Source organism: Micromonospora sp. NPDC048839 (assembly GCF_040649915.1).
Classification (GTDB): Bacteria; Actinomycetota; Actinomycetes; order Mycobacteriales; family Micromonosporaceae; genus Micromonospora.
In genome coordinates this window covers 142,626-164,310 of the sequence record NZ_JBEZGL010000002.1, presented here as the reverse complement: position 1 = coordinate 164,310, position 21,685 = coordinate 142,626, and the positions used below count along the sequence as shown (strand labels likewise).

At 70.2% G+C, this 21,685-nt stretch carries 21 protein-coding genes and 1 riboswitch; of the genes, 10 read left to right on the top strand and 11 right to left on the bottom strand.

The window, feature by feature from the left end; all coding sequences use genetic code 11:
* From AB0C25_RS03925 to AB0C25_RS03905, 5 genes are all read right to left on the bottom strand, one after another.
* Positions 1–1,464: a PepSY domain-containing protein gene (locus AB0C25_RS03925; protein WP_357369332.1), complete on the bottom strand. Its 1,464-nt coding sequence runs from the start codon at positions 1,462–1,464 to the stop codon at positions 1–3.
* Positions 1,465–1,681: 217 nt separating this feature from the next.
* Positions 1,682–2,296, bottom strand: coding sequence for a copper resistance CopC family protein (locus tag AB0C25_RS03920; RefSeq protein WP_357369330.1), 615 nt, complete (start codon positions 2,294–2,296; stop codon positions 1,682–1,684).
* Positions 2,293–3,534: a Dyp-type peroxidase gene (locus AB0C25_RS03915; protein WP_357369328.1), complete on the bottom strand. Its 1,242-nt coding sequence runs from the start codon at positions 3,532–3,534 to the stop codon at positions 2,293–2,295. Before AB0C25_RS03915 ends, AB0C25_RS03920 begins: the two co-directional genes overlap by 4 nt.
* The gene (locus AB0C25_RS03910) at positions 3,531–4,130 is read right to left on the bottom strand and encodes a copper chaperone PCu(A)C (RefSeq protein WP_357369326.1); all 600 of its coding nucleotides are present in this window, start codon (positions 4,128–4,130) and stop codon (positions 3,531–3,533) included. The genes AB0C25_RS03915 and AB0C25_RS03910 overlap by 4 nt, the downstream gene beginning before the upstream one ends.
* Positions 4,131–4,194: 64 nt before the next feature.
* On the bottom strand, positions 4,195–6,288 hold the full coding sequence (locus tag AB0C25_RS03905) for a copper resistance protein CopC (protein WP_357369324.1): 2,094 nt from the start codon (positions 6,286–6,288) through the stop codon (positions 4,195–4,197).
* Between the two features lie 130 nt (positions 6,289–6,418).
* A riboswitch (cobalamin riboswitch) is annotated at positions 6,419–6,634 on the top strand.
* A gap of 130 nt (positions 6,635–6,764) precedes the next feature.
* On the opposite strand from AB0C25_RS03905, the gene AB0C25_RS03900 reads away from it, so the two are divergent.
* The 4 genes from AB0C25_RS03900 to AB0C25_RS03885 all read left to right on the top strand — a co-directional run bounded on the left by AB0C25_RS03900 (position 6,765) and on the right by AB0C25_RS03885 (position 10,568).
* Positions 6,765–7,277: an acyl-CoA thioesterase gene (locus AB0C25_RS03900; RefSeq protein WP_357369322.1), complete on the top strand. Its 513-nt coding sequence runs from the start codon at positions 6,765–6,767 to the stop codon at positions 7,275–7,277.
* Between the two features lie 101 nt (positions 7,278–7,378).
* Entirely contained in the window at positions 7,379–8,371 is a 993-nt protein-coding gene (locus AB0C25_RS03895) for a zinc-dependent alcohol dehydrogenase family protein (RefSeq protein ID WP_357369320.1), read from the top strand.
* A 659-nt stretch (positions 8,372–9,030) separates the two neighbouring features.
* Positions 9,031–9,570 (top strand): DinB family protein, encoded by a 540-nt coding sequence (locus AB0C25_RS03890; protein ID WP_357369319.1) that lies wholly within the window; start codon positions 9,031–9,033, stop codon positions 9,568–9,570.
* Positions 9,567–10,568, top strand: coding sequence for a GNAT family N-acetyltransferase (locus tag AB0C25_RS03885; RefSeq protein ID WP_357369317.1), 1,002 nt, complete (start codon positions 9,567–9,569; stop codon positions 10,566–10,568). The genes AB0C25_RS03890 and AB0C25_RS03885 overlap by 4 nt, the downstream gene beginning before the upstream one ends.
* A 28-nt stretch (positions 10,569–10,596) precedes the next feature.
* Here AB0C25_RS03885 and AB0C25_RS03880 read toward each other — a convergent pair whose 3' ends face one another.
* Positions 10,597–11,175: an HD domain-containing protein gene (locus tag AB0C25_RS03880; protein WP_357369315.1), complete on the bottom strand. Its 579-nt coding sequence runs from the start codon at positions 11,173–11,175 to the stop codon at positions 10,597–10,599.
* Positions 11,172–12,299, bottom strand: coding sequence for a transcriptional regulator (locus AB0C25_RS03875; RefSeq protein WP_357369313.1), 1,128 nt, complete (start codon positions 12,297–12,299; stop codon positions 11,172–11,174). Before AB0C25_RS03875 ends, AB0C25_RS03880 begins: the two co-directional genes overlap by 4 nt.
* 201 nt (positions 12,300–12,500) lie before the next feature.
* Between AB0C25_RS03875 and AB0C25_RS03870 the strand changes: the two genes are divergently transcribed.
* The 3 genes from AB0C25_RS03870 to AB0C25_RS03860 are packed head-to-tail and all read left to right on the top strand — an operon-like array spanning position 12,501 to position 13,136.
* Positions 12,501–12,707: a hypothetical protein gene (locus AB0C25_RS03870; RefSeq protein ID WP_357369311.1), complete on the top strand. Its 207-nt coding sequence runs from the start codon at positions 12,501–12,503 to the stop codon at positions 12,705–12,707.
* A gap of 40 nt (positions 12,708–12,747) precedes the next feature.
* Positions 12,748–12,966: a hypothetical protein gene (locus AB0C25_RS03865; RefSeq protein ID WP_357369309.1), complete on the top strand. Its 219-nt coding sequence runs from the start codon at positions 12,748–12,750 to the stop codon at positions 12,964–12,966.
* Positions 12,963–13,136, top strand: coding sequence for a hypothetical protein (locus tag AB0C25_RS03860; RefSeq protein ID WP_357369308.1), 174 nt, complete (start codon positions 12,963–12,965; stop codon positions 13,134–13,136). The genes AB0C25_RS03865 and AB0C25_RS03860 overlap by 4 nt, the downstream gene beginning before the upstream one ends.
* 97 nt (positions 13,137–13,233) lie before the next feature.
* Here AB0C25_RS03860 and AB0C25_RS03855 read toward each other — a convergent pair whose 3' ends face one another.
* On the bottom strand, positions 13,234–14,235 hold the full coding sequence (locus tag AB0C25_RS03855) for a hypothetical protein (protein ID WP_357369306.1): 1,002 nt from the start codon (positions 14,233–14,235) through the stop codon (positions 13,234–13,236).
* Between the two features lie 36 nt (positions 14,236–14,271).
* Positions 14,272–15,270 (bottom strand): AraC family transcriptional regulator, encoded by a 999-nt coding sequence (locus AB0C25_RS03850; RefSeq protein ID WP_357369304.1) that lies wholly within the window; start codon positions 15,268–15,270, stop codon positions 14,272–14,274.
* 92 nt (positions 15,271–15,362) lie between these two features.
* On the opposite strand from AB0C25_RS03850, the gene AB0C25_RS03845 reads away from it, so the two are divergent.
* Positions 15,363–16,208 carry an NAD(P)H-binding protein gene (locus AB0C25_RS03845; protein ID WP_357369302.1) on the top strand — a complete coding sequence of 282 codons (846 nt, stop codon included), beginning with the start codon at positions 15,363–15,365 and terminating at the stop codon, positions 16,206–16,208.
* Positions 16,209–16,554: 346 nt separating this feature from the next.
* Here the strand turns inward: AB0C25_RS03845 and AB0C25_RS03840 are convergent, their stop codons facing one another.
* Positions 16,555–18,834 carry a glycoside hydrolase family 44 protein gene (locus AB0C25_RS03840; RefSeq protein WP_357369300.1) on the bottom strand — a complete coding sequence of 760 codons (2,280 nt, stop codon included), beginning with the start codon at positions 18,832–18,834 and terminating at the stop codon, positions 16,555–16,557.
* 97 nt (positions 18,835–18,931) lie between these two features.
* On the opposite strand from AB0C25_RS03840, the gene AB0C25_RS03835 reads away from it, so the two are divergent.
* Both AB0C25_RS03835 and AB0C25_RS03830 read left to right on the top strand, forming a co-directional pair.
* Positions 18,932–19,408, top strand: a complete 477-nt coding sequence (locus tag AB0C25_RS03835) for a YfbM family protein (RefSeq protein ID WP_357369298.1) — start codon at positions 18,932–18,934, stop codon at positions 19,406–19,408.
* Positions 19,409–19,558: 150 nt separating this feature from the next.
* Positions 19,559–21,070: a hypothetical protein gene (locus AB0C25_RS03830; RefSeq protein ID WP_357369296.1), complete on the top strand. Its 1,512-nt coding sequence runs from the start codon at positions 19,559–19,561 to the stop codon at positions 21,068–21,070.
* A 76-nt stretch (positions 21,071–21,146) separates the two neighbouring features.
* On the opposite strand, the gene AB0C25_RS03825 is transcribed toward AB0C25_RS03830, so the two are convergent.
* Positions 21,147–21,665 (bottom strand): helix-turn-helix domain-containing protein, encoded by a 519-nt coding sequence (locus tag AB0C25_RS03825; RefSeq protein ID WP_357369294.1) that lies wholly within the window; start codon positions 21,663–21,665, stop codon positions 21,147–21,149.
* Between the last annotated feature and the right edge of the window lie 20 nt (positions 21,666–21,685).

Below are 21,685 nucleotides of genomic sequence, written 5' to 3'. Positions count from 1 at the left end.
TCAGCTCCCGACGGGTGCCGGCGAGGTGGGCGCCTGGGCAGGTCGTCGGCGTCGGGACACCGCGCCGGCGACGACGTCGACGACGAGGAACGCGAGCAGGGTGAGCCCGAACAGGGGTAGCGCCCAGCCGACCGCCACGACCACCGGTACGCCGATCAGCAGTGCCCACAGCGGCAGTCCGCGTACGCCGCCACGGGCCGGCGGCGTGCCGGCTAGGGCGCGTCGGTCGGTGCGGGTGGGTCGACGTTGCCACCACATGCGGTAGCCCCAGACGATGACGCAGAGCAGCCCGAGGGCGAGCGCGGCCAGCAGGATCTGGTTGACCAGGCCGAAGAGCAGGCCCATGTGGGCCTGGATGCCGAGCCCGCTCAGTTGGGCCAGCAGGGGCCAGTCGGCGAAGTCGCTGCGCGCGGTGACCGTGCTGGTGGCCGGGTCGACGGCGATGCGGTCCTTGGCGACCGGCCAGGTGTTGTCGATCTGCGTGACGGTCCAGGCGACGCCCGGCTCCGCCGCCGGGATGATCTCGACCGGCCCGGAGAGTCGCGCGTCGCGGGCGACTGTCAGCACCCGGTCGAAGGCCGCCGACTCGACCGTCCCGCCCTCCCCGGCGTCACCGTGGTGGTGACCGCCGCCCGGCTCGGCGGGGACCGCGGTGAGGCTGGTGGAGATCTCCGGCGTACGGGCATTGAGCGCGTCGAGGCCGGAGGCGAAGTTCGCGCCGGCGTAGCGGGACCAGGTCAGGCCGGTGGCCGACAGGAAGAGCAGCCCGACGGTGAGCCAGACGCCCGTGGTGGCATGCCAACTTCGGGTGCGGCGAACGCCCCTGCCCGTGGACAGGTCCGGCACGAGCAGGTGCCGGACGCTGGCTCGGGCGGCGCTGCGTCGACGCCACCAGAGGATGACCCCGCCGAGCGCCATCACCCACAGCCAGCTCGCGGCCAGCTCGGAGTAGTTCTCGCCCACCGTGCCCAGGTGCAGGTGGCGGTGCAGGTCGTCCAGCCACGTCGCGGCCGGCGTCGAGCCGAACCAGGTGGTGAGCTGCCCCTGGGACTCGCCGGTGTACGGGTTGATGTAGACGGTGTGCTGCTTCTCGCCGAGCTCCGGCAGGGAGAACACCACAGTTGTGGTCCGGTCGCCGTCGCCGGGCTGCACGGCGGTGATGCTGCCGGTGGGGTGCGCGTTCCGCGCGGCACCGACCTGCTCGGCCAACGGGAGCTGACGGTCACCCACCGGGGCGGCGGTCAACTGGTCGCCGTAGAGGATCGAGTCGAGCTGCGGAGTCGTGGTGTAGGCGAGCCCGGTCAACGCGGCGACCACCAGGAACGGGGCGACGAGGATACCGGCGTAGAAGTGCAACCGCAGCAGCAGCGCGCCGAACGGCGACGGACGCCGCGCCGGCCGGGCGGGTTTCTCGGGTGCGGAGGGTTCTGGCGTCGGCGTGCCGGACAACTCGGTAAGAGACATGGTGATCCGATCGGAAGAGTCGGGAAGCACCCGAAGGCGTCTCCCGTACTGGTCTGGTCGCCCGGTGGTGTGTCGCGTCGGCTCGGTCTGGTAGTCGGCTCGCCGGCGTCGCCGGTTCCCGGCGATGTGGAGTGTCGATTGGCCTCTCGATCGATCGAGATCTTGGAAGAAAAGTGCCCCTTGAGGGGCGGTTTCCTTCCAAGATCTCAGGTGTCGGTCAGCGACGGGCGGCCCGCCGCCACAGCAGCCCGGCCGCCACCACGACGAGGACGGCGAGCGCGGCACCCGCGACGAGCACCGCGGCACCCGGGCCGCCGGCGGTGTCCTTCGCCCCGGCGGCGGTGTCCTTCGCCCCGGCGGCGGCGGACGCGGTGCCGGCCGACGTACCGGCGTCGGCGACCGGCGCGGCGCTGGACGCGGGGTCGGCAACGGTGAACGGGTACGACCCCTGAACGGGGTGCCCGTCGGCGGAGACGACCCGGTAGGCGACCGTGTACCTGCCGTTGGGCAGTGCGTCGGTGATCTGGACCGTGCTCGTCGCCCCGGTGACCACCGGCTCGCCGATGGTGAGCTTCCGCTTGGCGGCGTCGGTGAGCACGATCGTGGTGAACGTGGGGTCGAGCCGCTGCATGAATTCGAGGACGACCTCGGTCGGCGCGCTCGACAGGGTCGCGTCCCGAGCCGGCGTCGACGACTTGAGCGAGTTGTGCGCCCGGGCCGGGGTGGCCGGGATGAGCAGCGCCACGAGGACAGCTAGAGCCGCCGCGCCGAGCCGGACGGCGGTGGGGCGGGGTGGCGGCACGGTGGTGACGTCTCCGGTTGGCGGGGTCATCCGAGCACCTGCTCGCCGATCCAGCCGTCCGGCGTACACCCGGGTGGGATGGCGAAGACAGCGGAGCCGATCGGGGTGGTCCATTCGTTGAGCAGGTCCCGGTCGGCCAGTCGGCGTTGGATGGGCAGGTACTGCCGGGCGATGTCGGCCTGGTACGAGGTGAAGATCAACCCGCTGTCGGCGTGGCCCTCGGCGGTCGGCACACCGTCGTAGTTGTAGGGCCGGCGCAGGATCTTCAGCCGGTCGTCGGTGACCCGGGCCCGGGTGAGGTGGGAGAAGTCGGGGATGACGGTGAGCCCGTCGGGGCCGGTGGCGGCGAAGTCGGGCTCGTCATGCTCGGCGGTGCCGGTGAGGGGCGCACCGGTGTCGAGCCGCCGTCCGATGGCGAGTTCGCGGTCGGTGCGGCCGAGCAGGTCCCAGGTCTCCATGTTCATGCTGATGCGCCGCACCACGAGGGTGGTGCTGTCGCGAAGCCACGCCGGGCCGTCCGTCACCCACAGCGCGGTGTCCAGCGGGGTGCCGGGCCGGGGGTTCGCCGTGCCGTCGAGATGGCCGAACAGGTTGCGCTGCGTGTGGCCGCCCGGTTCGACTCCGGGGCTGCGCCGGAAGCCCTGCTGGACCCAGCGGACGACGGCGAACGGCCGGCTGTCCTTGAGCAGGACTCGTTGGGCGTGGGCGACGGTGACCGCGTCATCCGCGCAGATCTGCACCAGCAGGTCGCCGCCGGACCAGGCCGGCTGGAGTCGATCGACGCGGAACGAGGGCAGGTCGGTGACCGAGGCCGGTCGCCGATCGTCGACACCGGCGGCCCGGTACAGGCCGGGTCCGAAGCCGAACGTCACCGTCAGCCGTGCCGGCAGCAGCCCGAGTTCGGCCTCGGTGTCGGCAAGCGCGGGTTGGCCCCGGGTGAGCCGGGCGGCGTCGTCGGTGAGCAGCCGCAACATCCGCCCCAGCGCGGCCCGGTCGGTGCCGGGTCGCAGGGTGAACGCGACGAATGCCGCGTGCGCCTGCGGTTCGGTGGCGACCCCGGCCTGCCGGGCACCGTGGAACGGCTCGACCAGGCCGCCGACGGTCGCCGCCAGCGTCGTGTCGGCAGCGGTCGCCGGAGTTTGCCCGTTCTGCCCAGCACGGGTCACGGCGATCGCGGCCCCGCCGGCCACGGCACCGCCGACGGCGAGAGCCCCGCCGGTGAGCAGGCCACGCCTGCTCACCGGCCGGACGGGTGACGTCTCGGTCACGATGCCGGGCTCATGCTCATCCCCGGCGTAGCGCTCATGCCGGGCATGGGCTCGCCGTGCCCGGGGGCGTAGCTCTCCTGCGCGCCGGTGAACGGCTTGGCCACCGCGCGGAACTGCTGGGTCCGGCCGTCGGCGAAGGTCAGGGTAAAGGTCAACTCGTCACCGGCCTGGACCGGCTTGGTGAGGTTCATCAGCATCAGGTGATCGCCGCCGGGCTCCAACGCGTGCGTGCCCCTGGACTTGATCACGATGCCGCCCTGCTTCTGCCGCATGACCATCTTGCCGTCCTTCATGGCCATCTCGTGCAGCTCCATCGGCGACACCTCGGTCGTGGCGCTGCTCAGCGTGACATCGCTGTCGCCGTCGTTGACCAGGGTCCCGAAGGCCGCCGTCATCCCCTTGTCGGCCGCCTTGACCCACGGGTCACGAATGCCGAGCACACCGGCGTCCGGGTTGGCCGAGGCCGACGCGGACGGCGCGGGCTGCGCCGCCGACGGAGAGTCGGACGAGCCGCAACCAGCAGCGCCCACCGCCAGGATGGCGGCGGCGAGGACGGTGGCCAAGCGGCGTGGACCGAGCGGGTTGGTGCTGCGCATGTGTTCTTCCTCCGATGATTGCTGCTGGCGGGATGGTCGGCCGCAGCGGGGAGAAAGTTCCGGCTCAGGGCACGTTGATCGTGAACTCGGCGGTGTGGACCTTGCCGGCGACCTGGAAGTCGAAGAACGCCCGGTACCGGCCCGAGCTCGGGGCGGTCAGCCAGAACTTGACCGACCCGTCGACCAACTCCGGCTCGGGGTGGACGTGCACGTACCCGAGGTCGCCCTCGCGGACGACGACCAGGTGCCCGTACGCGCCCAGGTACGGCTCCAGCTGCACGGGCACGGTCGGGCCGGCGCTGACCTTGAAGTGCATCGGCGCCGTCACCCCCACCGTCGGGGTTCCGGTCATCGACACCGCGTACGGCCCGGCCGTCGCCTGGGCCTGCACCGGCGGCAACGCGGTCGGGGTGTGCGCGCCGGGCACGGTGTGGTCGACGCCCAGCACGAGCGGGATCTGCGTGTCGTTGGTCGCGGTGACGGAGAAGTCGGCGTAGACGCGATAGCCGCCGGGCCGGGCCAGTGTCAGGGGGACGCTCCAGGTGCCGTCGGCCGCCATCGTCGGGTGCAGGTGCTGGTACCCGGACAGGTCGCGGCCGACCACGATCAGGTGCAACGGCTTGTCGTGGACGACCGCGAAGCGGGTCGCCGGTTGCCGATCGGTCCCGACGATGCGGAACCGGTAGTCCGTGCGTACCCCGGGCGGTTGGGACCGCTCCAGTGGTTGCAGGGTGTACCCGCCGGCGCTGACCGTCGTCCCGGTCGCCAGCGTCTCGCCCGTCGCGCCGTCACCGCGATGCGTGTGCGGCCCGGTGCCCGCCGGGTGTTGGTGCCCGTCGTTCGCGGAGCCCACCTGCCCCGCGGCGGGCGGACCGCCCGCGGGCTGTCGGGCGTCGCGGCTCGCCGGGTTCTCGTCGCCGGTCCCGATGCGGGCCAGCCCGAAGCCGGCCAGCAGAGCGATCACCAGCCCGCCGACGAGCAGGGCCAGGTGGGTGTTGCTCAGCCGGGACCCGGGCGTCGCGGCGGCGAGGTCCGGGTCGGGCCGTGCTCCGGGCTCGACCGTCGGCTCGCCGTCCGTACCGGCGACGGTCTGATCGGTCGGCGTCGGATCCACCGCGACGCCCGTGCGGGCCGTGACGACCGTGTTGCCCTTGCGTGCCGCCGGCACGGTGGTGGGCCGTCGCTTGTCGCCCGTGGCCGGCGCGACGACGCCGGCCATGCCACCGAGAGCCTTGTCCCCGGCGGTCTTGCCCCCGGCGGTCTTGCCCCCGCTGGCCTTGCCGCCGGCAGCCTTGCCGCCGACGGCCTTGGCCCCGACGGTCCGGCCGGTGCCGGCCTTGTTCGTGGACCGGGCACCACCGCCGCGTCGACCGGAGGTCGCCGGCGAGGTACGGCCCCGGCCGGTGGGTCTGCCGGTGGAAGCCGATCGGCGACGCCAGACGATGTACGCGACCACCGCCCCGGCCGCCGCGACCGCCACCGCCCAGCCGGCCCAGGCCAGCGCTCCGGAACCGCTGTCCTCGGTCGACCCGGTCGACGGGGCCGCCGCGGCCGGCGGGGTCGACGCGTCATCCGCGGTGGTCGGCACCGCCGAGGCCTGCCCGGACGTGTTGTGCTGCTCGGTGGCGGCCACCAGCGCCGGGTCCGGCTGGGTCGACGGCGGGCTCCACCCCTTCGGCGCTGCCGCCACCCGCCCGTCGTAGCGGAAGGTCAGGGTGCCCCGCACGGTGTCGCCGTCCGAGGCGACCGACAGGTAGCTCACCGAATACTGGCCCTTGGCGGGCAGGTGGGCGACGGTCACCACCGCCGGGAACCCCGTCGTGTACTCCCGTGGCTCGAACTGCCCGTTGACCAGGAAGTACTCCCGTACCGGCTTAGCCAGCGGCTTCGGCTCCCCCTGTGACCAGCCGTCGTCGACCCGGGTGCCGTCCGGGGCGGTGACCGTGAAGAACGCGTTGGCGGCGGCCTTCTCGGTGAAGAAGAGCCGCACCTCCGTGAACGGCTCGCGCACGGTGGCGCCGCCCGCCGGTGTGGACTCGGCGAGGGTCCCGTGAGCTGCGGCGGGTTGGGCGGACGCGAGCAGGGCGACCGCCGAGGCGAGGAGGAACGCGAGGAGGCCCGAGACCACCCGCCCGCAAGTCTGGGGGAGACGACGCATCTGGATATCCTCACCCTCGCGAGACTTTTTTCAAGAGGTGGCGATCTTCTTCCTCCGACGACAAAAGTTGACGGCGAGGTCGCGGGCCGCCGCAGCGGGACGCCCCGGGTGGACACATTCCCTGGCCAGCTATGCTGCCGACGGCGCTGGTTCGCCCCGTCGTGACCGGCTGGGCGTCGCAAGAGGGAACCCGGTGGAAATCCGGGGCTGCCCCGCAGCGGTGAGTGGGAACGACCGCCGTCATCAGCACTGGGCACAACGGCCTGGGAAGCGACGGCCAGTAGGGGACCGGCCCGACCGGTCAGGCCCGCGAGTCCGAAGACCTGCCGGCGCCGCGTACACAACCGTGTGCGCTGCCGTCGGCCTCGCGGGTGGGCTGAGCGGGTGACGGGCCGGGCGTGTGGCGTACGGCCAGGTCCCCGTCAGCAGGTGTCCGCGACCCGGCGGTGTGGGTTCCCGAGGGACGGACTACCGCTGTGCACGACACCACCACGATCGCCGGCCGAGCGCCGTCGGCGTCGCACCTGACCCTGTCGCAGATCATGGACCAGCACCACACCAACCTGATGGGTACGGTGCACGGCGGCCGGATCCTCAACCTCATCGACTCCGTCGCCGGTGTGGTCGCCGCCCGGCACTCCGACGGGCCGGCGGTGACCGCCGCCATCGACGAGACGGCGTTCCTCCGCGCGGTACGGGTCGGTGACGTCGTACACGTCGACGCCCGGATCACCTGGGCCGGCCGCAGCTCGATGGAGGTCGCCGTCAAGGTGACCGCCGACCGGTGGGACCGGGCGGTGCCGCCCACCGACGTGGCCACCGCCCACCTGGTCATGGTCGCCATCGACGACGACGGGCAGCCGCGTACCGTGCCGCCGCTGCTGCCGGAGACCGACGGGGACCGGCGACGGTACCGGGAGGCGGAGATCCGCCGGGAGCACCGGCTGGCGCTGCGGCGCGCGCTGCTCGACGGCGCCGACGACGCCTGACGCGGTCCGCCCGTTGTGGCGGTGGCCGGTCCGAGGAACCCGCCCCACCGTCGATCCGGTCGGATAGCGTCCACGAGAGGCCCCGATCACGGAGAGTGTGGATGGCGATGCGCGCTGCGGTGCTGCGGGAGTTCGACGTTCCGCTGACGATCGAGGAGATCGACCAACCCACCCCCGAGCGCGGGCAGGTGCTGGTGCGGATCGTCGCCAGCGGGGTCAACCCGCTCGACACGAAGATCCAGGCGGGAAAGGCCGCGCACGCGCGTATCCGGCTCCCCGCGGTGCTCGGCCTCGACCTCGCCGGCGTCGTCGCGGCGGTCGGTGCGGACGTGACCGACTTCGCGCCGGGAGACGAGGTGTACGGGCTGTGCGGGGGCGTGGGCGACCTCCAGGGTTCGCTTGCCGAGTACGCCGCCGTGGACACCCGACTACTGGCCCGCAAGCCGAACACCCTCTCGATGCGGGAGGCCGCCGCCTTACCCCTGGCGGCGATCACCTCCTGGGAGGGGCTTGTCGACCGGGCCGGAGTGCGGGCCGGGCAGAAGGTGCTGGTGCACGGAGGCGCCGGTGGCGTCGGGTACGTGAGCGTCCAACTCGCTCAGGCGCGCGGCGCCGAGGCGTACGCCACGGGCGGGCCGGCGAGCATGCGTCTGATCGAGAGCCTGGGTGCGGTGCCCATCGACTACACCTCGACAAGCGTCGAGGAGTACGTGCAGAGGTACACCGACGGTGTCGGGTTCGACATCATCGCCGACAACGTGGGCGGCGCGACCCTCGACGCGTCGTTCGCGGCGGTGCGCACCTATCACGGCCACGTGGTCAGCGCGTTGGGTTGGGGGTCGCACTCGCTCGCCCCGCTGTCGTTCCGGGGAGCGACGTACTCCGGGGTGTTCACCCTGCTGCCGCTGCTGACCGGGCAGGGCCGCGAACACCAGGGCGACATTCTGCGCGAGGTCGCGGCGCTGGCCGATGCCGGCGCGTTGCGCCCGCGACTGGACCCACGCGCGTTCACGCTCGACACGGTCCTGGACGCCCATCGCCTGGTCGCCAGCGGCACCGCGAACGGCAAGGTGGTCGTGGACGTCGCCGGTTGAGATGCGGGGACCGCCCGTCCGATCCGCAGGGCGCGTCGCTGCGGGCCGCCCTTTGACCCTGGAGCCCTCTGCGACCCCTCGGGCGGCGTTGCCGGCACGCCGGGGCCTGCCCGGATCACACGCGCATACCTACCCCGGCCTCGTCGCACTGCTGCCGCACCCTGGCGCCTCGCAGGCGTCAGGGCGCTCGTGACGACCGATTGGGTAGTGGCAGCCGGATACCCTGCTGGATAACCGACCGGGGAGAGCCAATGGGCCTGTCAAGCCGTGAGTGCCCGGACTGCAGACGACGGGTGAAAGAGCCGTTTCAAGAGACGATCACCGGCCGCAAGGTCTGCCCGGACTGCGCCAACGCCCTCTTCATGGGCTCTGCTGCCGGCGCAGTCACGGGAAATGTCGGCTCCGGGTACGGAGTCTGGGCCATGCTCATGCGCAAGATCCGACGTTCGTCTGAGTGACGACCAGGACGACTGTGCTCGGACGTACGTGAACTCCGGTGGACTTTGAGGCAGCTCGATCCTTCTGGTCACCCCGCTCGCCGAGGACCGGTGGTTCCTTCGGGACGACGAGTCGAGCTTCGCCAGCGATGTGCCGCCGTCGAAGTTGGTGCACCCGCAACTCACTTGACTGGTGCGATCCGCCCGCGATTTGGTAGCGCCGTGAGCAAACTGTGGACCGCCCCCCAGGATGACCCCAGGATCTTCGGTCAGCCCGTCGGCGAGAAGGCAACCTACCGGGAGTATCTCGGCAACTACCGTCTGACCATAGAGATGAAGTGCGACGGACTGGACGCCGAGCAGCTCGGCCGACGCTCGGTACCGCCCAGCAGCCTGAGCTTGCTCGGCCTGGTCCGCCATCTGGCGCAGATGGAGAACCAATGGTTCCAGCGTGTGCTGCAAGGGCGAACCGACACACCGTGCCTTTACCAGCACGAGGACCACCCGGATTGGGACTTCGGGGGCGCGGTCCCCGACCCAGCGGTGGTGAAGGACGCCTTTGCAACCTGGAAGGCCGAGATCGCCAAGGCGGACGAATGGCTCGACGCCCTCGAGGAGGCCGACCTGGGCCGCGAGGTGTCGGTCGACGGTGGCAGCCACGCCACGCGCGACGTGCTTGTCCACGTGATCGAAGAGTATGCGCGGCACGCTGGCCACGCCGACCTCCTGCGCGAGTGCATCGACGGGCGAACCGGCCTGTGACCCACCAGGGCGGCAAGTCAGAATCGCCCACTCTCAATTTTTGTGAGGAGCAGTTCGGCTCATTGGCGGAGGCCGGCGTCACGATGCGGCTCTATGTGGGTGCCAGTGACATTGCCGGCGTCCAGGCCGTCCGTGCCGAGGCGCACCGGGCCGACGGCGATCTCTGGCTGCCCGGTCCCGATACCAGCGAGGACCCCAACGGCGTACACCCGTTCTGTCTGATCGCCCAGGCCGACTCGGGGCGAACCGTGGGCTTCACCTGGATGGACTGGTGGTCCGAGGCGGCCGATACCCGGGTCTACCTGCTGAGTGGATGCGTGAGCCCAGCGTGGCGCAGACGGGGCATCGGCAGCGCCATGCTGCGGTGGCAGGAGGCACAGGCCGTCGAGTTCGACGGCAGCAGGCCGGGCGGCGGCTGGAGCGTCTTCGGCGCGAACGTGGGCGAGCACCAGCCGGGCAAGCTGGCACTGCTGACAGCTCACGGTTACCGAATCGCGTTCACGGTCGTTGACATGACCCACGACCTCAGCGGTTTACCGGACGGCGACATTCGGCTGCCCGAAGGGCTCATCCAGCGTCCGGTCGAGGCTGCCCACCATCCCCAGATCCACCAGGTGATCGAGGAGTGCTTCGCGGGATCACGTAACGGCCACCGGCCCAGGACCTACGAGGAGTACCTCCGCGACGTCCAGGACATCGACATCTGGTGTGTCGTCTGGGCGGGGGACGACATCGCCGCGGTTGTGGTGAACGAGTTGCAGACCGACGGCACCGCGCTGACGCCGTGGGTTGCCGTAGGCACCGCGTGCCGCCGGCGAGGCGTCGGTCTTGCGGTGATGGGGCGCACGCTCCGTATTTTGGCGGAGGCGGGAGTCTCGACGGCCCGCCTCAGCACGATCGCGGAGAATCCGAACAACAGCGTTCGGTTGTACGAGAAGGCGGGATACCGGGTGACGGCTTGGCAACCCCGTTACCGCAAACCAGTCGAGGCGCGCTGAGCTGAGGCGGCGGGATCCCGCCGAAGGCCTACTCCTGCGGCGGGGGAGTGAGCCAGGCGAGGGGTTGTCCGCTGAGGGCGGCGTCGGCGAGGCGGTGGGCGCTGGCGGTCTTGAGTGCTGCTCGTGAGCTGTCGATCCAGCGCTGGACGTTGTCGATGCCCTGATGGCGGTACTCGACGGCTTGGACGAGGCATTCCAGCTTGTCGGCGTCGCGGGCGACGACGGCTTCCGGCGTCTCGCCGGCTTCGTACTCGGCGACGGCAGCGGTGATGACGTCGGCGACGGCCGGTGGGCAGGCCGCAACCTGGTCGGCGGTGACGGCGGTGTTGGGTACGGCGGTGAGGTAGCGCTTGGCGATGTGCGGGATGTCGGTGATCCGGGTTTCCTGAGTGTCGTGTAGAACGCACAGCATCGACACCCGCGCCGGGTCCGCGCCCTCCATGGCGGCGAGCATCATTCCGATGAGCGAGGTCCGGAACGAGTGCTCGGCAATGGATTCGGGGTGCTTGACGCCAGCGAACCACCAGCCGGTACGGGCGGCGCGTTTGAGGACGCCGGCCTCGAAGATGAAGCTGACTGCTCCGGCGGCGTCGTGGTCGTCGGTCATCTGCCCGTCCCTGTGCCGGTGAGTCCGTCCGCCCGCAGGCGATAGACGATAGAGGTTAGTTCCTGCCGTGACTGTGCGGAGATTCGATCACTGTCCAAGAGCGGGACACTCCGGTCGAGGAACGCCCGAGTCACGGCGGGGTTGTCGACAGCGAGACCGCGTCGTGCGGCCAGCAAGGCCCAGACGTTGTGGATGTTGAGGTCGACGAAGGGATGCCCTGGATCCAGGCGATGGACCAGGTGTCGAAGAAGGATTGAGCCATGCCAGTCAGCGAGCGCTTCGGGCATGAAGGAGTCGTCGCGGTGGCGGTACGGGATCTCGCCCACCCAGTAGGCCGAGTAGTTGAGGGCCGCTCGCTCGCAGGCATCGTCGGGGTGTGCGTGAGCGATGAAGTCCCGTAACGGTTCCGGGTCCCCCTGGTTGGCGAGGGACGTGACGACGGAGCGGGCGTCGGGCCACAGCGGTGACCAGGTGCGGAAGGTGGTCATGCGGCGAGCTCGGGCGGTGGTCTGGGTGAGCCAACCTGCTGCCGCCTTGGTGGGGTCCATGCCGGCGAGGAAGCAGGCTTGCCGGTGCAGCAGCACGTTCCGATGCCGTCCGGCTGCGGCGCGATCGGCGAGCACGTGTAGGTGAGCGAAAAACGCACGCTGCTCGTCGACGGGCAGGGTCGGCCCGGACGCGACTGGACCCCGCCGGGTATGGGCGATGGATAGACCTTTGGCGAAGGTCGGTGTCTGCCCGAGGACGGCCCAGAGGATCAAGTCGGCCAGACGGTGGGTGAGCACAGACCAGCCCAGCGGATGTTCGGCGAGGTCGCAGCGGTCGACGTGTTCGTTGAGGACGGCGGCGACGATGAGATCCGCCTCGGCGGCGTCGTCGAGTGCTGCGAGCAGAACGGTGTTCGCGCCAAGCCGCCCGAGCCGGCGTCGGACGGCGATCGCCTGCCCGAGCGGTACCGCGGTGAATGGCCGACGCCCGGACTCCCAGCTCTGCACCGTTACCCGGTCGACGTTGAGGTCGACGGCGAGCTGCTCCTGCGTGAGCGGGATGGACTCCCGGATCACCTTGAACAGGTAGCCGGTCACCTCGCCGCGATGTGGTGCTGATCGTCCGCGACCTGTCATCCATCATCCCTACGTTGACCCGTGGTCGACGTTTCGCCGTGAAACCAATCCTCCGGCAGCTCATCTGGCCTGCTCACTCGTACTGCGGGTGAGTCCAGCCGCCGTCGTCGTGATCGTAGCGTCGTAGTTACCGAACGTTCCAGATCCGGTCCCGTGGTTCGGGGTCGGCCATGGAGTGCTGCCTGGTGGAGGGAGTAAGTGATGCGAGACAGGACACCACCACGGCGACGAGTTTGCTACGACCAGTACCTGATCGCCGCCGCGATGACCCTGGCACGGCGACACCGCCCGGCGTGGTCGTGGCGGAAATGGAGCTGGATCTGCCGCTGTGGGGCGGAGCTGCCCTGTCGTAGCCGACACCGCATCCCGATCAACCGGGGGCACTGGCCCGCCGAGGAGGAGCAGTGAGCAACGAGGCGGAGCAGCGGATGCAGCTTGGCGGCTGCTCATGACCACGCACGGCCCGGTGCTGCCGATCTGGAGTTGCGGCGGCTGCGATGCGCCCTGGCCCTGCCGCACGCGGCAGCGCGAGCTACGCGCCGAGTTCGGCGACGCTCGGATCTCCCTGGCTCTCTACCTGGGTGCCCACCTGCTGCGGGCCTCCGAGGATCTGACCTGGGTGCCGGCGGGGCTGCTGCACCGACGCTTCCTCGGCTGGATTCGGTGAGCATCCTGCGACGCGGTGACGAGAAGTTCCACTACAGCGACGGCTCGCACAAGTGGATCCCGCCAGATCCGGACTACGACCAAGAGGTCTGGGACGAACAGGTCCGCCAACATAAGCAGGGACACCTGAGAAACGTGCACCCGAAGGTGCGGATCCAGCGGCTGGTCTGACGTCAGCAGTACGGGCAACGCTGCCAACCGAACCGAGTCAACAGGCGCGCCAACAGGCCGTCAGACCTCGCATCTAGCCCGCTCCGAGCGCCCGTCATCAGACTTTCTTACTGGCCCAATAGTCCCGCTCGGGCAGCAGGACCCAGTGGTCGGCGGGGCCGGTGATGCATCGGGCGTCGACAGGACGCAGGCCGACGAACGCGCACGCGTATGCGGGGGCCTGCGACTGGTAGAGGTAGCTGAGCAGGACCATCTGGCTGGTGTCTGTGCTCCTGGGGGCACCGCCGGGGTGCAGGTCCCAGCCGATCGTCTCCCCATCGCGGTAAATGCTGCCCTGGTTGCCGCTTTTCGGGTTCGCGTACAGGGCGTAGGCGATGGTGCCGATGGACAGCAGCCGACCGGTCAGGGGTGTCCGAGGCTGGTATCCCCACGGCTGGGTGATCACGCAGCCGCCGGGCACGTCGGTGACGCCGACGAGCAGCAGATCGCTCGTCTCCGAGAGCCAGAACCAGTCGTGCTCGTCGCCTGGTTCGGGATCCTCGTCGACGTCGACGTCGTAGTGGGCGAGTAGGTCGTCCTCGGTCATCGGGGTGCCGTCGAGCCGGCGGATCGCCTCGATCGCGTCGATCCCCGCGACGCAGAGAAGCCCGGTCCCGTCGTAGTGGTCGACCTGCAAACGGTCGCCCAGTTCACCGGCCAACTCGACGGCTTCCCGCTCGGCCGGGCTCAGCTCGACACCGGCCGGTGCGGCGCCGAACAGGTCGGGTTCGCGGCTGGCGAGGCTCAGCCGGCCGGGTGACCAACCGGCCATCATCGGCTGCCACGGGTCCGCACCAGCGGCCGCCAGCACCCGGGCGTTGTCGTGCCGCCGCGAGTGAACCGCCAACCACAGCGGGGACCGGTCGTCGGACAGGCAGTCGACATCGCTCGCTGCCGCAGCCATCGCCGCCACGACTGCGGGCGAGCAGCGTTCCGCAGCGACGTGCAGGGCCGTGTCAAGCCCGAGTGGCATGCAGGGGTCGGCTCCCGCCGCCAGACGAGCCCGCACCTCATCCTCGTCGCCGCCGTCCCGCAACTGCACGCCATCCCACCCCGTCATGACTCGCCCTCCCGTCGCCTGTCAACACGCGCGACGCTAATCGGCGCATACGACACCGCCTGCGGGAGATTGCCGATGGCTCCAGCGGTGCGACGGCGGTACCGCACTGCGGCGGCGGTGTGCGCTGGGGCTGGTGCCACGGACTCGTTTGAAGGCGACCGAGAGGGCGAAGGCGTTCGCGTAGCCGACCCGGCGTGCGATCGCCTCGACCGTGTCGGTCGTTTCGCGCAGCATGTCTGCGGCCAAGGCGATCCGCCAGCCGGTGAGGTACGCCATCGGCGCCTCGCCCACCAGTGGGCTGAACCGCCGGGCCAGGCTCGCGCGGGAAACGCCGGTCCGCTTCGCCAACTCGACAACGCTCCATGGGTACGCCGGATCCTCGTGCATCAGCCTGAGTGCGAGGCCGACGACCTGGTCGCTCTGCGCCCGGTACCACCCTGGGGTGTGGGAGTCCGGCCGGGCGAACCACGCACGTATTGTGGTGATCAGTGCCAGGTCCAGCCAGCGGTCGAGGACGCTCTGCTGGCCCGGCTCGTCGCGCTGGATCTCGCCGAGCACCATCGACATCACATGTCCGGCGACCTCAGCCGCCGGAACGACGAGGACCGAAGGCAGGGCCGCGAGCAGTCGCCGGCTGACATCACCTTCCAGCTGATAGGTGCCGCTGACCACCATCGCCTCGCCGTCGGGGTGACCACCATAGGTCCGCACGCCGAGTCGGGTGCTGTAGTCGATAGGTGCGCCCGGCAACGGTTCGCAGATGCCGCCGGGATGGATCCGAAGCTGTGGGGCGGTGCCGAGCTGGTCGCCCACGACGTACGGCGCGGGGCCGTTGAAGATGGCGACGTCACCCTCTTGCATCCGGGACGGCTCGATGCCATCGCGCACCACCCAGGCGGATCCGCGCACCAAGGTCGCGAGGGTCAGCGGTGCCTCCTCACGGATCTCGAGCGACCAAGGCGTGTCCATGATGGTCAGGTTGAAGACCCCGCCTCGTGCGCGGGTGCCGGCCAGCAGGTCGTCGAGCACATCCATGTCTAAACTCTACCTAAAGGGTGAGACGCACAAACATGAAGTCGCGCGGAACAACCATGTTTTGTCTCATCGGTTCGCGGTGAAATTGAGCCATGACAAACACACCGATCCTCATCCTCGGCGGGCAGGGCAAGACCGGTCGCCGAGTGGCAGAGCAGCTCACTGCCCAGCAGATCCCGGTCCGGCTGGCCTCGCGTTCGAGCGAACAGTGTTTCGACTGGTACGACGACAACACCTGGTCGGCCGCGGTTGCCGGCATCGACACGGCGTACCTGGCGCCGCCGGTCGGGCCGATGGGCCTCGCGCAAGCTGGCAAGTTCATCACGCAGGCCGCAGCCGAGGGCCTGCGCAAAGTGGTCCTGCTCTCCGGCCGTGGTGTCGGCAGTCCGGGCCGTGAGTTCGCGGTCTACCAGGGCAGCCTCGACCTCGAGAACACCGTGAAGGGCAGCGGCGTCGACTGGAGCATCGTACGGCCGTCGTGGTTCGCGCAGAATTTCAGCGAGGACTTCCTCTACGACTACGTCCGGGCCGGCCAGATCCGGCTACCGGCGGGCGACGGCGCCGAACCCTGGATCGACGTGAACGACGTCGCCGAGGTGATGACGGCCGCCCTGCTTGACACCAGGCACGTCGGCCAGGCGTATTCACTTTCCGGACCGCGCACCCTCACCCTGAGCCAGGTCGCGGCCGAGCTGTCGGACGCCATCGGACGGCCCATCGGGTATGTCGACCTCGAACCGGAGCAGTTCGTCGCCGAGCTCGTCGGGTACGGCGCACCCCAGGAGGACGCCGAATCCCTCCGCGACCTGTTCGCGGTGATCCGTGAACACCGCTCCGAGTACACCTCCGACGGCGTTCATCAGGTCCTCGGCCGGGCACCCCGCGATTTCAGTGACTGGGCGCGTACTGTCGCGGACAACGGGGCATGGTCTGCATGAACATCATCAAGATCCTCACCCTCGCAAGCTGACTGGTGCGGCGCTGCTGGGCGGCGTGTTCTACGCCTTTGGTAAAGCAATCATGGGCTCGCTGCAGCGGATGCCCACCGGACAGGGCGCGGCCGCGATGAACCTGATCAACGCACGGATCCAGCACCCGCTCTTCCTGCTGATCTTCATGGGCGCCGCGCTGGTCTGCCTGGCGGCTCCACCAGTTCCGCCACTGTGGTGCCATCCCGCTCCCCGCTGTCGCCGGACTGGCGAGGAGCGCCGCTCGAGAGCGAGGGTCCGAGGCGCCGCTGCGCCCCGGACCCCGCTGGCGTGCTCCGCATCGCGGTCTCTCAGGTCACCCGCAGCGTTGACCGTTGAGGCTGAAGGCGGTCGGCGCCGGGTTGGTGCCGCTCCACGTGCCGTTGAAGCCAATGCTTGTGGACGCGCCGGGGGCGAGCTTGCCGTTCCAACTCATGCTGTCCGCGGTGACGCTCGTGCCGTTCTGTTTCCAGGTGGCCGACCAGCCCTGATCGACCTTCTGGCCGGTGGTGGGGAAGTCGAAGCCGAGCTTCCAGCCGTCGATCGCGGTGGTGCCGGTGTTCTTGACCGTCACGGACGCGGTGAAGCCGCCCGGCCAACTGTTCGCCGTGTAGCCGACCGTGCAACCGCCGGTAGGGGCGGTGGGCGCGGTCCGCACGGTCAGGCCGGGCGAGGCCGCCGAGACGTTGCCCGCCGCGTCGCGGGCGGTCACCACGAAGGTGTACGGGGTGTCCGGCGTCAGCCCGGTCACGGTGTACGTGGTGCCGGTGGCGCTGCCCACCTTCACGGGGCCGGTGGTGTCGACCCGGTGCACGTCGTAGCCGGTGACGGCGGTGTCGTCGGTGGACGGCGTCCAGGACAGCGCGACGCTGTCGCCGGTGATCGTGCCGGCGGTCGGCTTACCCGGGACGGTAGGCGCCTGGGTGTCGCCGGGCGTGGTGCCGCGCGGCAGCACCAGGTGGGTGATCGAGTTGGCCGGGAACGTGGCCGTGAGGCCGCTGGAAGTCACCGGCAGGTCGGCCTCCCGGACGACGCCGGCGAGGTTCGCCCCGCTGTAACGGTAGACCTGGGCGGTGCTGGCGGAGGCGCCGGTGAGGGCGACCGGGCTGGTCAGGTCGTCGCCGGTCTTGTTGACGACGACCAGGGTGAGCGCCTTGTCGGCGCTGCGCTCGGCGGCGTACACGGCCAGCTTGCCCTGGTCGGCGCTTGTCGCCCGGACGGAGGTGTCGCCGAACGCGCCGCCCTTGCCGTCGTAGTTGCGGTAGACGCGGAAGGCGTTGGCCACCGGCTGGTCGGCCGTGGGTGCGGTCCAGAGGGTGGCCAGGTCGAGCCCTTCGCGGCCGAAGATGCCGAGAACGTCAGCCTGGGCGAGCGCGCCGTTGAGCGACCCGAAGGCGCCCCAGTTGTACTCGGTCATCGCGACCTTCGTGCCCGGGTAGTGCTGGTCGACCAGCTCGCGCAGGCGGGGGATGTACCGGACCGGACTGTTGATCCAGCTCTCGTCCACGTAGGTCGGGTCCCAGAGCTGGCGGGTCGAGCGCAGCCGCAGCGCCTGGGTGTTGGCGTCGCCGGCCGCCTCGCCCAACACGCCGGCCTGCTGCGGGTAGAGGTGGACGTCGAAGTAGTCGAGGATGCGTGTGCCGTGCTGCTGCTCGTACTCTCGCATTCGGTCCAGGTACCACGGGCCGAGGTCCTGGCCGCCGTGCGCGGCCTTGTCCGGCGGGTTCGACCAGCAGCCGGTACGCGAGCAGGTGTCCTGGTCGAGGCCCGAGAAGAGGATCGAGTTCAGGCCCCAGCCGACGGGACCGAGTGTCTTCGCGCCGGGGTCGGCAGCCTTGATCGCGGCGGCGTACTCGTAGGTGCGGTCGCGTAGCTCGTCGTAGCCCAGCCCGGTCGGGCGGACGTCCCGGTGGGTGGAGTGCCACAGGTCCGGCTCGTTGTCCAGATTGTAGAACTGGACCCCGCCGTCGGCGGCAGCGCCGAACTGCTCCTTGAGGTGGTTGACGAAGTCGGTGGCGTACTCCGCACCAACGGCGACGCTGGTGTCCTCCGGATCGGTGCCGGTGATCGGTGACCCGTCCGGCTTGATGCCGTTGCCGCAGTCCGGTGCCCAGGTGTCGGTGGACTGCTGCGGGCCGTACTTGGCGACGCTGAAGCCACACGCCCGCGACCGGTCCTTGGCGATCCAGCCGAGCATCGGCATGGTCATGACCGTGGCCGCGCCGGTGGCCTTGTTCTGCTGCACGAACCGGTCGGTCTCCGAGCCCTCCGGGAGGTCGTCCGGACTGGGGTTGTCGTTGGGGATGTTCTCGAAGTACCAGTCCGCGGCGCGGTTGGTGGTGTCGGCACGGAAGTTGTAGCGGGTGGTGGCGTTGCCGCCGTAGCGGTGCACCGGCAGCCGCAGGTCGCGGGCGAGGGCCTCGTCGGCGAAGTTCATGCCGTAGACGTACGGGCTGATCTGGTGGCGGGCGGCGGTGGTGTCGACGGTGAGTGCCGGGCCGGTCGCGGCCAGGGCGGGCTCCGGCAGGGCCAGACCGCCGAGGGCCGTGGCGAGCACGACCGGGAGTAGAACGGTGGTGGTGGGACGCACGAGCATTCCTTTCGCATAGGAGCTCGACGATGGGAGCGCTTCCACAGCGTTGCGCCTTCCTGGCTCCGAGTCAACGTCGCACCCCTCCCGTACGATCGCCGGCATGTTGGGGGTGCACTTCGCCATTACGTCCGAGCAGGAGCGCTCGCTGCTGGCGGCCGATGACGACAAGGTGGGCGAGTTCCTTGAGGAGATCGAGGAGTCTTGGGACGGCGACGCCTTCAGGGTTGACACCGACAAGGCCTGGGACGCCATCCATCGCTGCCTGACCGATGGCACGCTCGACCCGGACGGCGGCCCGTATCCGATGTCCCACGCGGTGCTCGGTGGCCGGCACCTCCACGATGACTATTACGTCGTGTACGTCAGCGCCGCCGAGGTACGGGATGTGGCCGAGGCCCTGCGAACTGTCGACCGAGTCTGGCTACGCAGCCGCTTCGATGTGATCGATGGCAGCGACTACGACGGTGCCCAGGACGACGACGATTTCGAGTACACCTGGAGCAACTTCGTTGATGTGCGGGCGTTCTATGACCGAGCCGCCACAGCGGACCGCTCAGTGATCTTCACCGCCACCTGAGTCACGTCGCCAAACTACCGCGAAGCTCCTCGCCGAACCTCTGCCATAGCGCGGGTGAGTGACGATCGGGCGGCACTCGCTCTGCTCCTGTGCGGATGCCGCGATGAGCGACGTGGGCGTAGGGTGCGGTTGATGGTCGGGGATGCGTGGATGGCGCGCTTTTCGTCTCCCTCGTTGCTGTTGGTCGGCCTGGCGAGGAACCCGGCAGCGCCGATCGACGTGCTGCTGCGGCTGGTCGAGCTGTGGCCGGAGCAGGCGTGCGAGGGGCTGCGCCGCCGCCGCGAGCTGCCGCCGCCGGTGCGGGACGCGATGCTGCGTCATCCCTCACCCACGATCCGCGGCGCGCTCGCCAGCCACCCGCAGGTCGACCCCCTGGCGCGTGCCCACCTGCTGGCCGACCCGGCGTGGCGGGTGAGGCATCGCGCGTTCGGCCGACCCGGTCAGGCACCGCTGCCGGACGACGTGCTGGTCCGGTTGTTGACCGAACTCGACGATCCCCCCTCCGACGTGCCGTTCAGCCGCGAGGAGTTGATCGACGAGTTGTTCGACGCGATGGGGTACGACCGGCGTCTGTTCCGGCTGGCCGCGGCGCACCCTCGGCCGGGTGTGCGCCGGTACGCCGCCGGCTCCGCGATCTGGCTGGACGAGCGGTCGCGCCGGGCGCTGCTGGAGGACGAGGTGCCCGAGGTGCGGGCGGCGGCCGTGGCGTCCGACGCGCGCCGCCACCAGGTGATGGGGCCTGCGGATCTGCCGGACCAGCACTGTCACGCATTCTGGTACGTGCTTCAGCGTCCACTGTCCCCGGCGCTTGTCGATCAGGTGCTCGCCAGCGGCGACGCGGCCGCGCTGCGGGTGATGGCCGAGAACCCGAGCGTCCCACCGGACGTGGTCGAGACGCTGCTGCGCCACCCCGACCCGTCGGTCCGGCAGGGAGTGGCCGGCCGCGTGGACCTGAGCGGCCACCAGCTTGTCAGGCTCTCCACCGACCCGGCGGTCGAGGTCCGAACCGTGGTCTCCACCCATCCGGGCCTCAGCGAACCGCAGCGGGCCAGCATCGACATCGATGTGACCACTGTCCCGGACGACGGCCACTTTGGCTCCGCGGACGTGCGTTGCCGCGAAATCCCCTATCCCGACGGCGCCGCGCCGAAACTCACCGATGCGCTGCGCTGGGCACGCTCGGTCAACCCGCTGCTACGCCGCCGCGCGGCCCGTAACGCCGAGTTGCCGCCGGAGATCGTCACCATCCTCGCCGACGATCCCGACCTGGGCGTACGGGTCCTGCTCGCCCAGCACCACCCGGCCGCGCCGCCAGCGCTGCTGCTGCGCTGCGTCCTTGAGTACCACTGCTGCGGCCGGGACCGGTTGAGCGAGCTTCCGCAGTTTCCCACCAACGGGTTGGCCCGCTTCTCCGACGACCCCGACCCGACGCTACGACGGCTCGTCGCCCTCGACCCGCACGCCAACCCGGAAGTCGTCGATCGATTGAGCACCGACCCGAGCGCCTCCGTGCGAGGGGCGATGGCCAGCAGCCCACGCCTCCCGGCACCGCGGCTCGTCGCGCTTCTCGATGATCCTGAACTGGCCGAGGCCGCCGCGGCCAACCCGGCCCTACCGGTCGAAGAGATGCAGCGCATCCTGGACGGAATGCCCGTGGGCTGACACGAGGCGACCGAGGCGTACGCCGGTCCGGCCCGACCACGCGCTCAGGCCGACTGCTGATCAACCAGCCTGACGGTCAGGTGCCCTTCAGGCCGGCGAAGATGACCGCAAGCGTACGGGCCTGCAGAGGCTCGTCCCACCCGCCGTGCAGGGCCCCTTGGCTAACGCTGGCGAGGAGTGCCATCACTTCGGGTAGCCGTACCGGGGCGGCGACGGTGCCGGCGGCCTGGGCCTGTTCCAGTAGCCGGGCCACCGCTTCCTCGAGGTGACCGACCGCGTCGGGCAGCCGGATGTTCACCCCGGACCCGGCGAGCAGGTCGACGACTGTCTTCTTCGCCGCGGCCTGCGCCACCAGGTGGGCAAAGAAGGCGAACAGGTCTCGCTGGGCGGCGTCTTCGACGAGCTGTGCCAGCAGTCGCTTCATGATCGCGGCGAGCAGGTCGTCCTTGGTGGGGAAGTGGCGGAAGACCGTACCGATGGCGACGCCGGCCCGCCGGGCCACCTCCTCGGTGGAGGCACGGGGGCCGAACTCGGCGAAGACCGCCTCCGCGGCGTCCAGGATGCGTGCGCGGTTGCGCTGCGCGTCGATGCGCAACGGCGGACCCTCTACCAAAA

Excerpts from the sequence above, each read along its gene's own strand:
- AB0C25_RS03925 (WP_357369332.1), bottom strand. The coding sequence starts at position 1,464 with ATGTCTCTTACCGAGTTGTCCGGCACGCCGACGCCAGAACCCTCCGCA.
- AB0C25_RS03920 (WP_357369330.1), bottom strand. The coding sequence starts at position 2,296 with ATGACCCCGCCAACCGGAGACGTCACCACCGTGCCGCCACCCCGCCCC.
- AB0C25_RS03910 (WP_357369326.1), bottom strand. The coding sequence starts at position 4,130 with ATGCGCAGCACCAACCCGCTCGGTCCACGCCGCTTGGCCACCGTCCTC.
- AB0C25_RS03905 (WP_357369324.1), bottom strand. The coding sequence starts at position 6,288 with ATGCGTCGTCTCCCCCAGACTTGCGGGCGGGTGGTCTCGGGCCTCCTC.
- AB0C25_RS03895 (WP_357369320.1), top strand. The coding sequence starts at position 7,379 with ATGGCGATGCGCGCTGCGGTGCTGCGGGAGTTCGACGTTCCGCTGACG.
- AB0C25_RS03880 (WP_357369315.1), bottom strand. The coding sequence starts at position 11,175 with ATGACCGACGACCACGACGCCGCCGGAGCAGTCAGCTTCATCTTCGAG.
- AB0C25_RS03875 (WP_357369313.1), bottom strand. The coding sequence starts at position 12,299 with ATGACAGGTCGCGGACGATCAGCACCACATCGCGGCGAGGTGACCGGC.
- AB0C25_RS03870 (WP_357369311.1), top strand. The coding sequence starts at position 12,501 with ATGCGAGACAGGACACCACCACGGCGACGAGTTTGCTACGACCAGTAC.
- AB0C25_RS03865 (WP_357369309.1), top strand. The coding sequence starts at position 12,748 with ATGACCACGCACGGCCCGGTGCTGCCGATCTGGAGTTGCGGCGGCTGC.
- AB0C25_RS03855 (WP_357369306.1), bottom strand. The coding sequence starts at position 14,235 with ATGACGGGGTGGGATGGCGTGCAGTTGCGGGACGGCGGCGACGAGGAT.
- AB0C25_RS03850 (WP_357369304.1), bottom strand. The coding sequence starts at position 15,270 with ATGGATGTGCTCGACGACCTGCTGGCCGGCACCCGCGCACGAGGCGGG.
- AB0C25_RS03845 (WP_357369302.1), top strand. The coding sequence starts at position 15,363 with ATGACAAACACACCGATCCTCATCCTCGGCGGGCAGGGCAAGACCGGT.
- AB0C25_RS03840 (WP_357369300.1), bottom strand. The coding sequence starts at position 18,834 with ATGCTCGTGCGTCCCACCACCACCGTTCTACTCCCGGTCGTGCTCGCC.
- AB0C25_RS03835 (WP_357369298.1), top strand. The coding sequence starts at position 18,932 with ATGTTGGGGGTGCACTTCGCCATTACGTCCGAGCAGGAGCGCTCGCTG.
- AB0C25_RS03830 (WP_357369296.1), top strand. The coding sequence starts at position 19,559 with ATGGCGCGCTTTTCGTCTCCCTCGTTGCTGTTGGTCGGCCTGGCGAGG.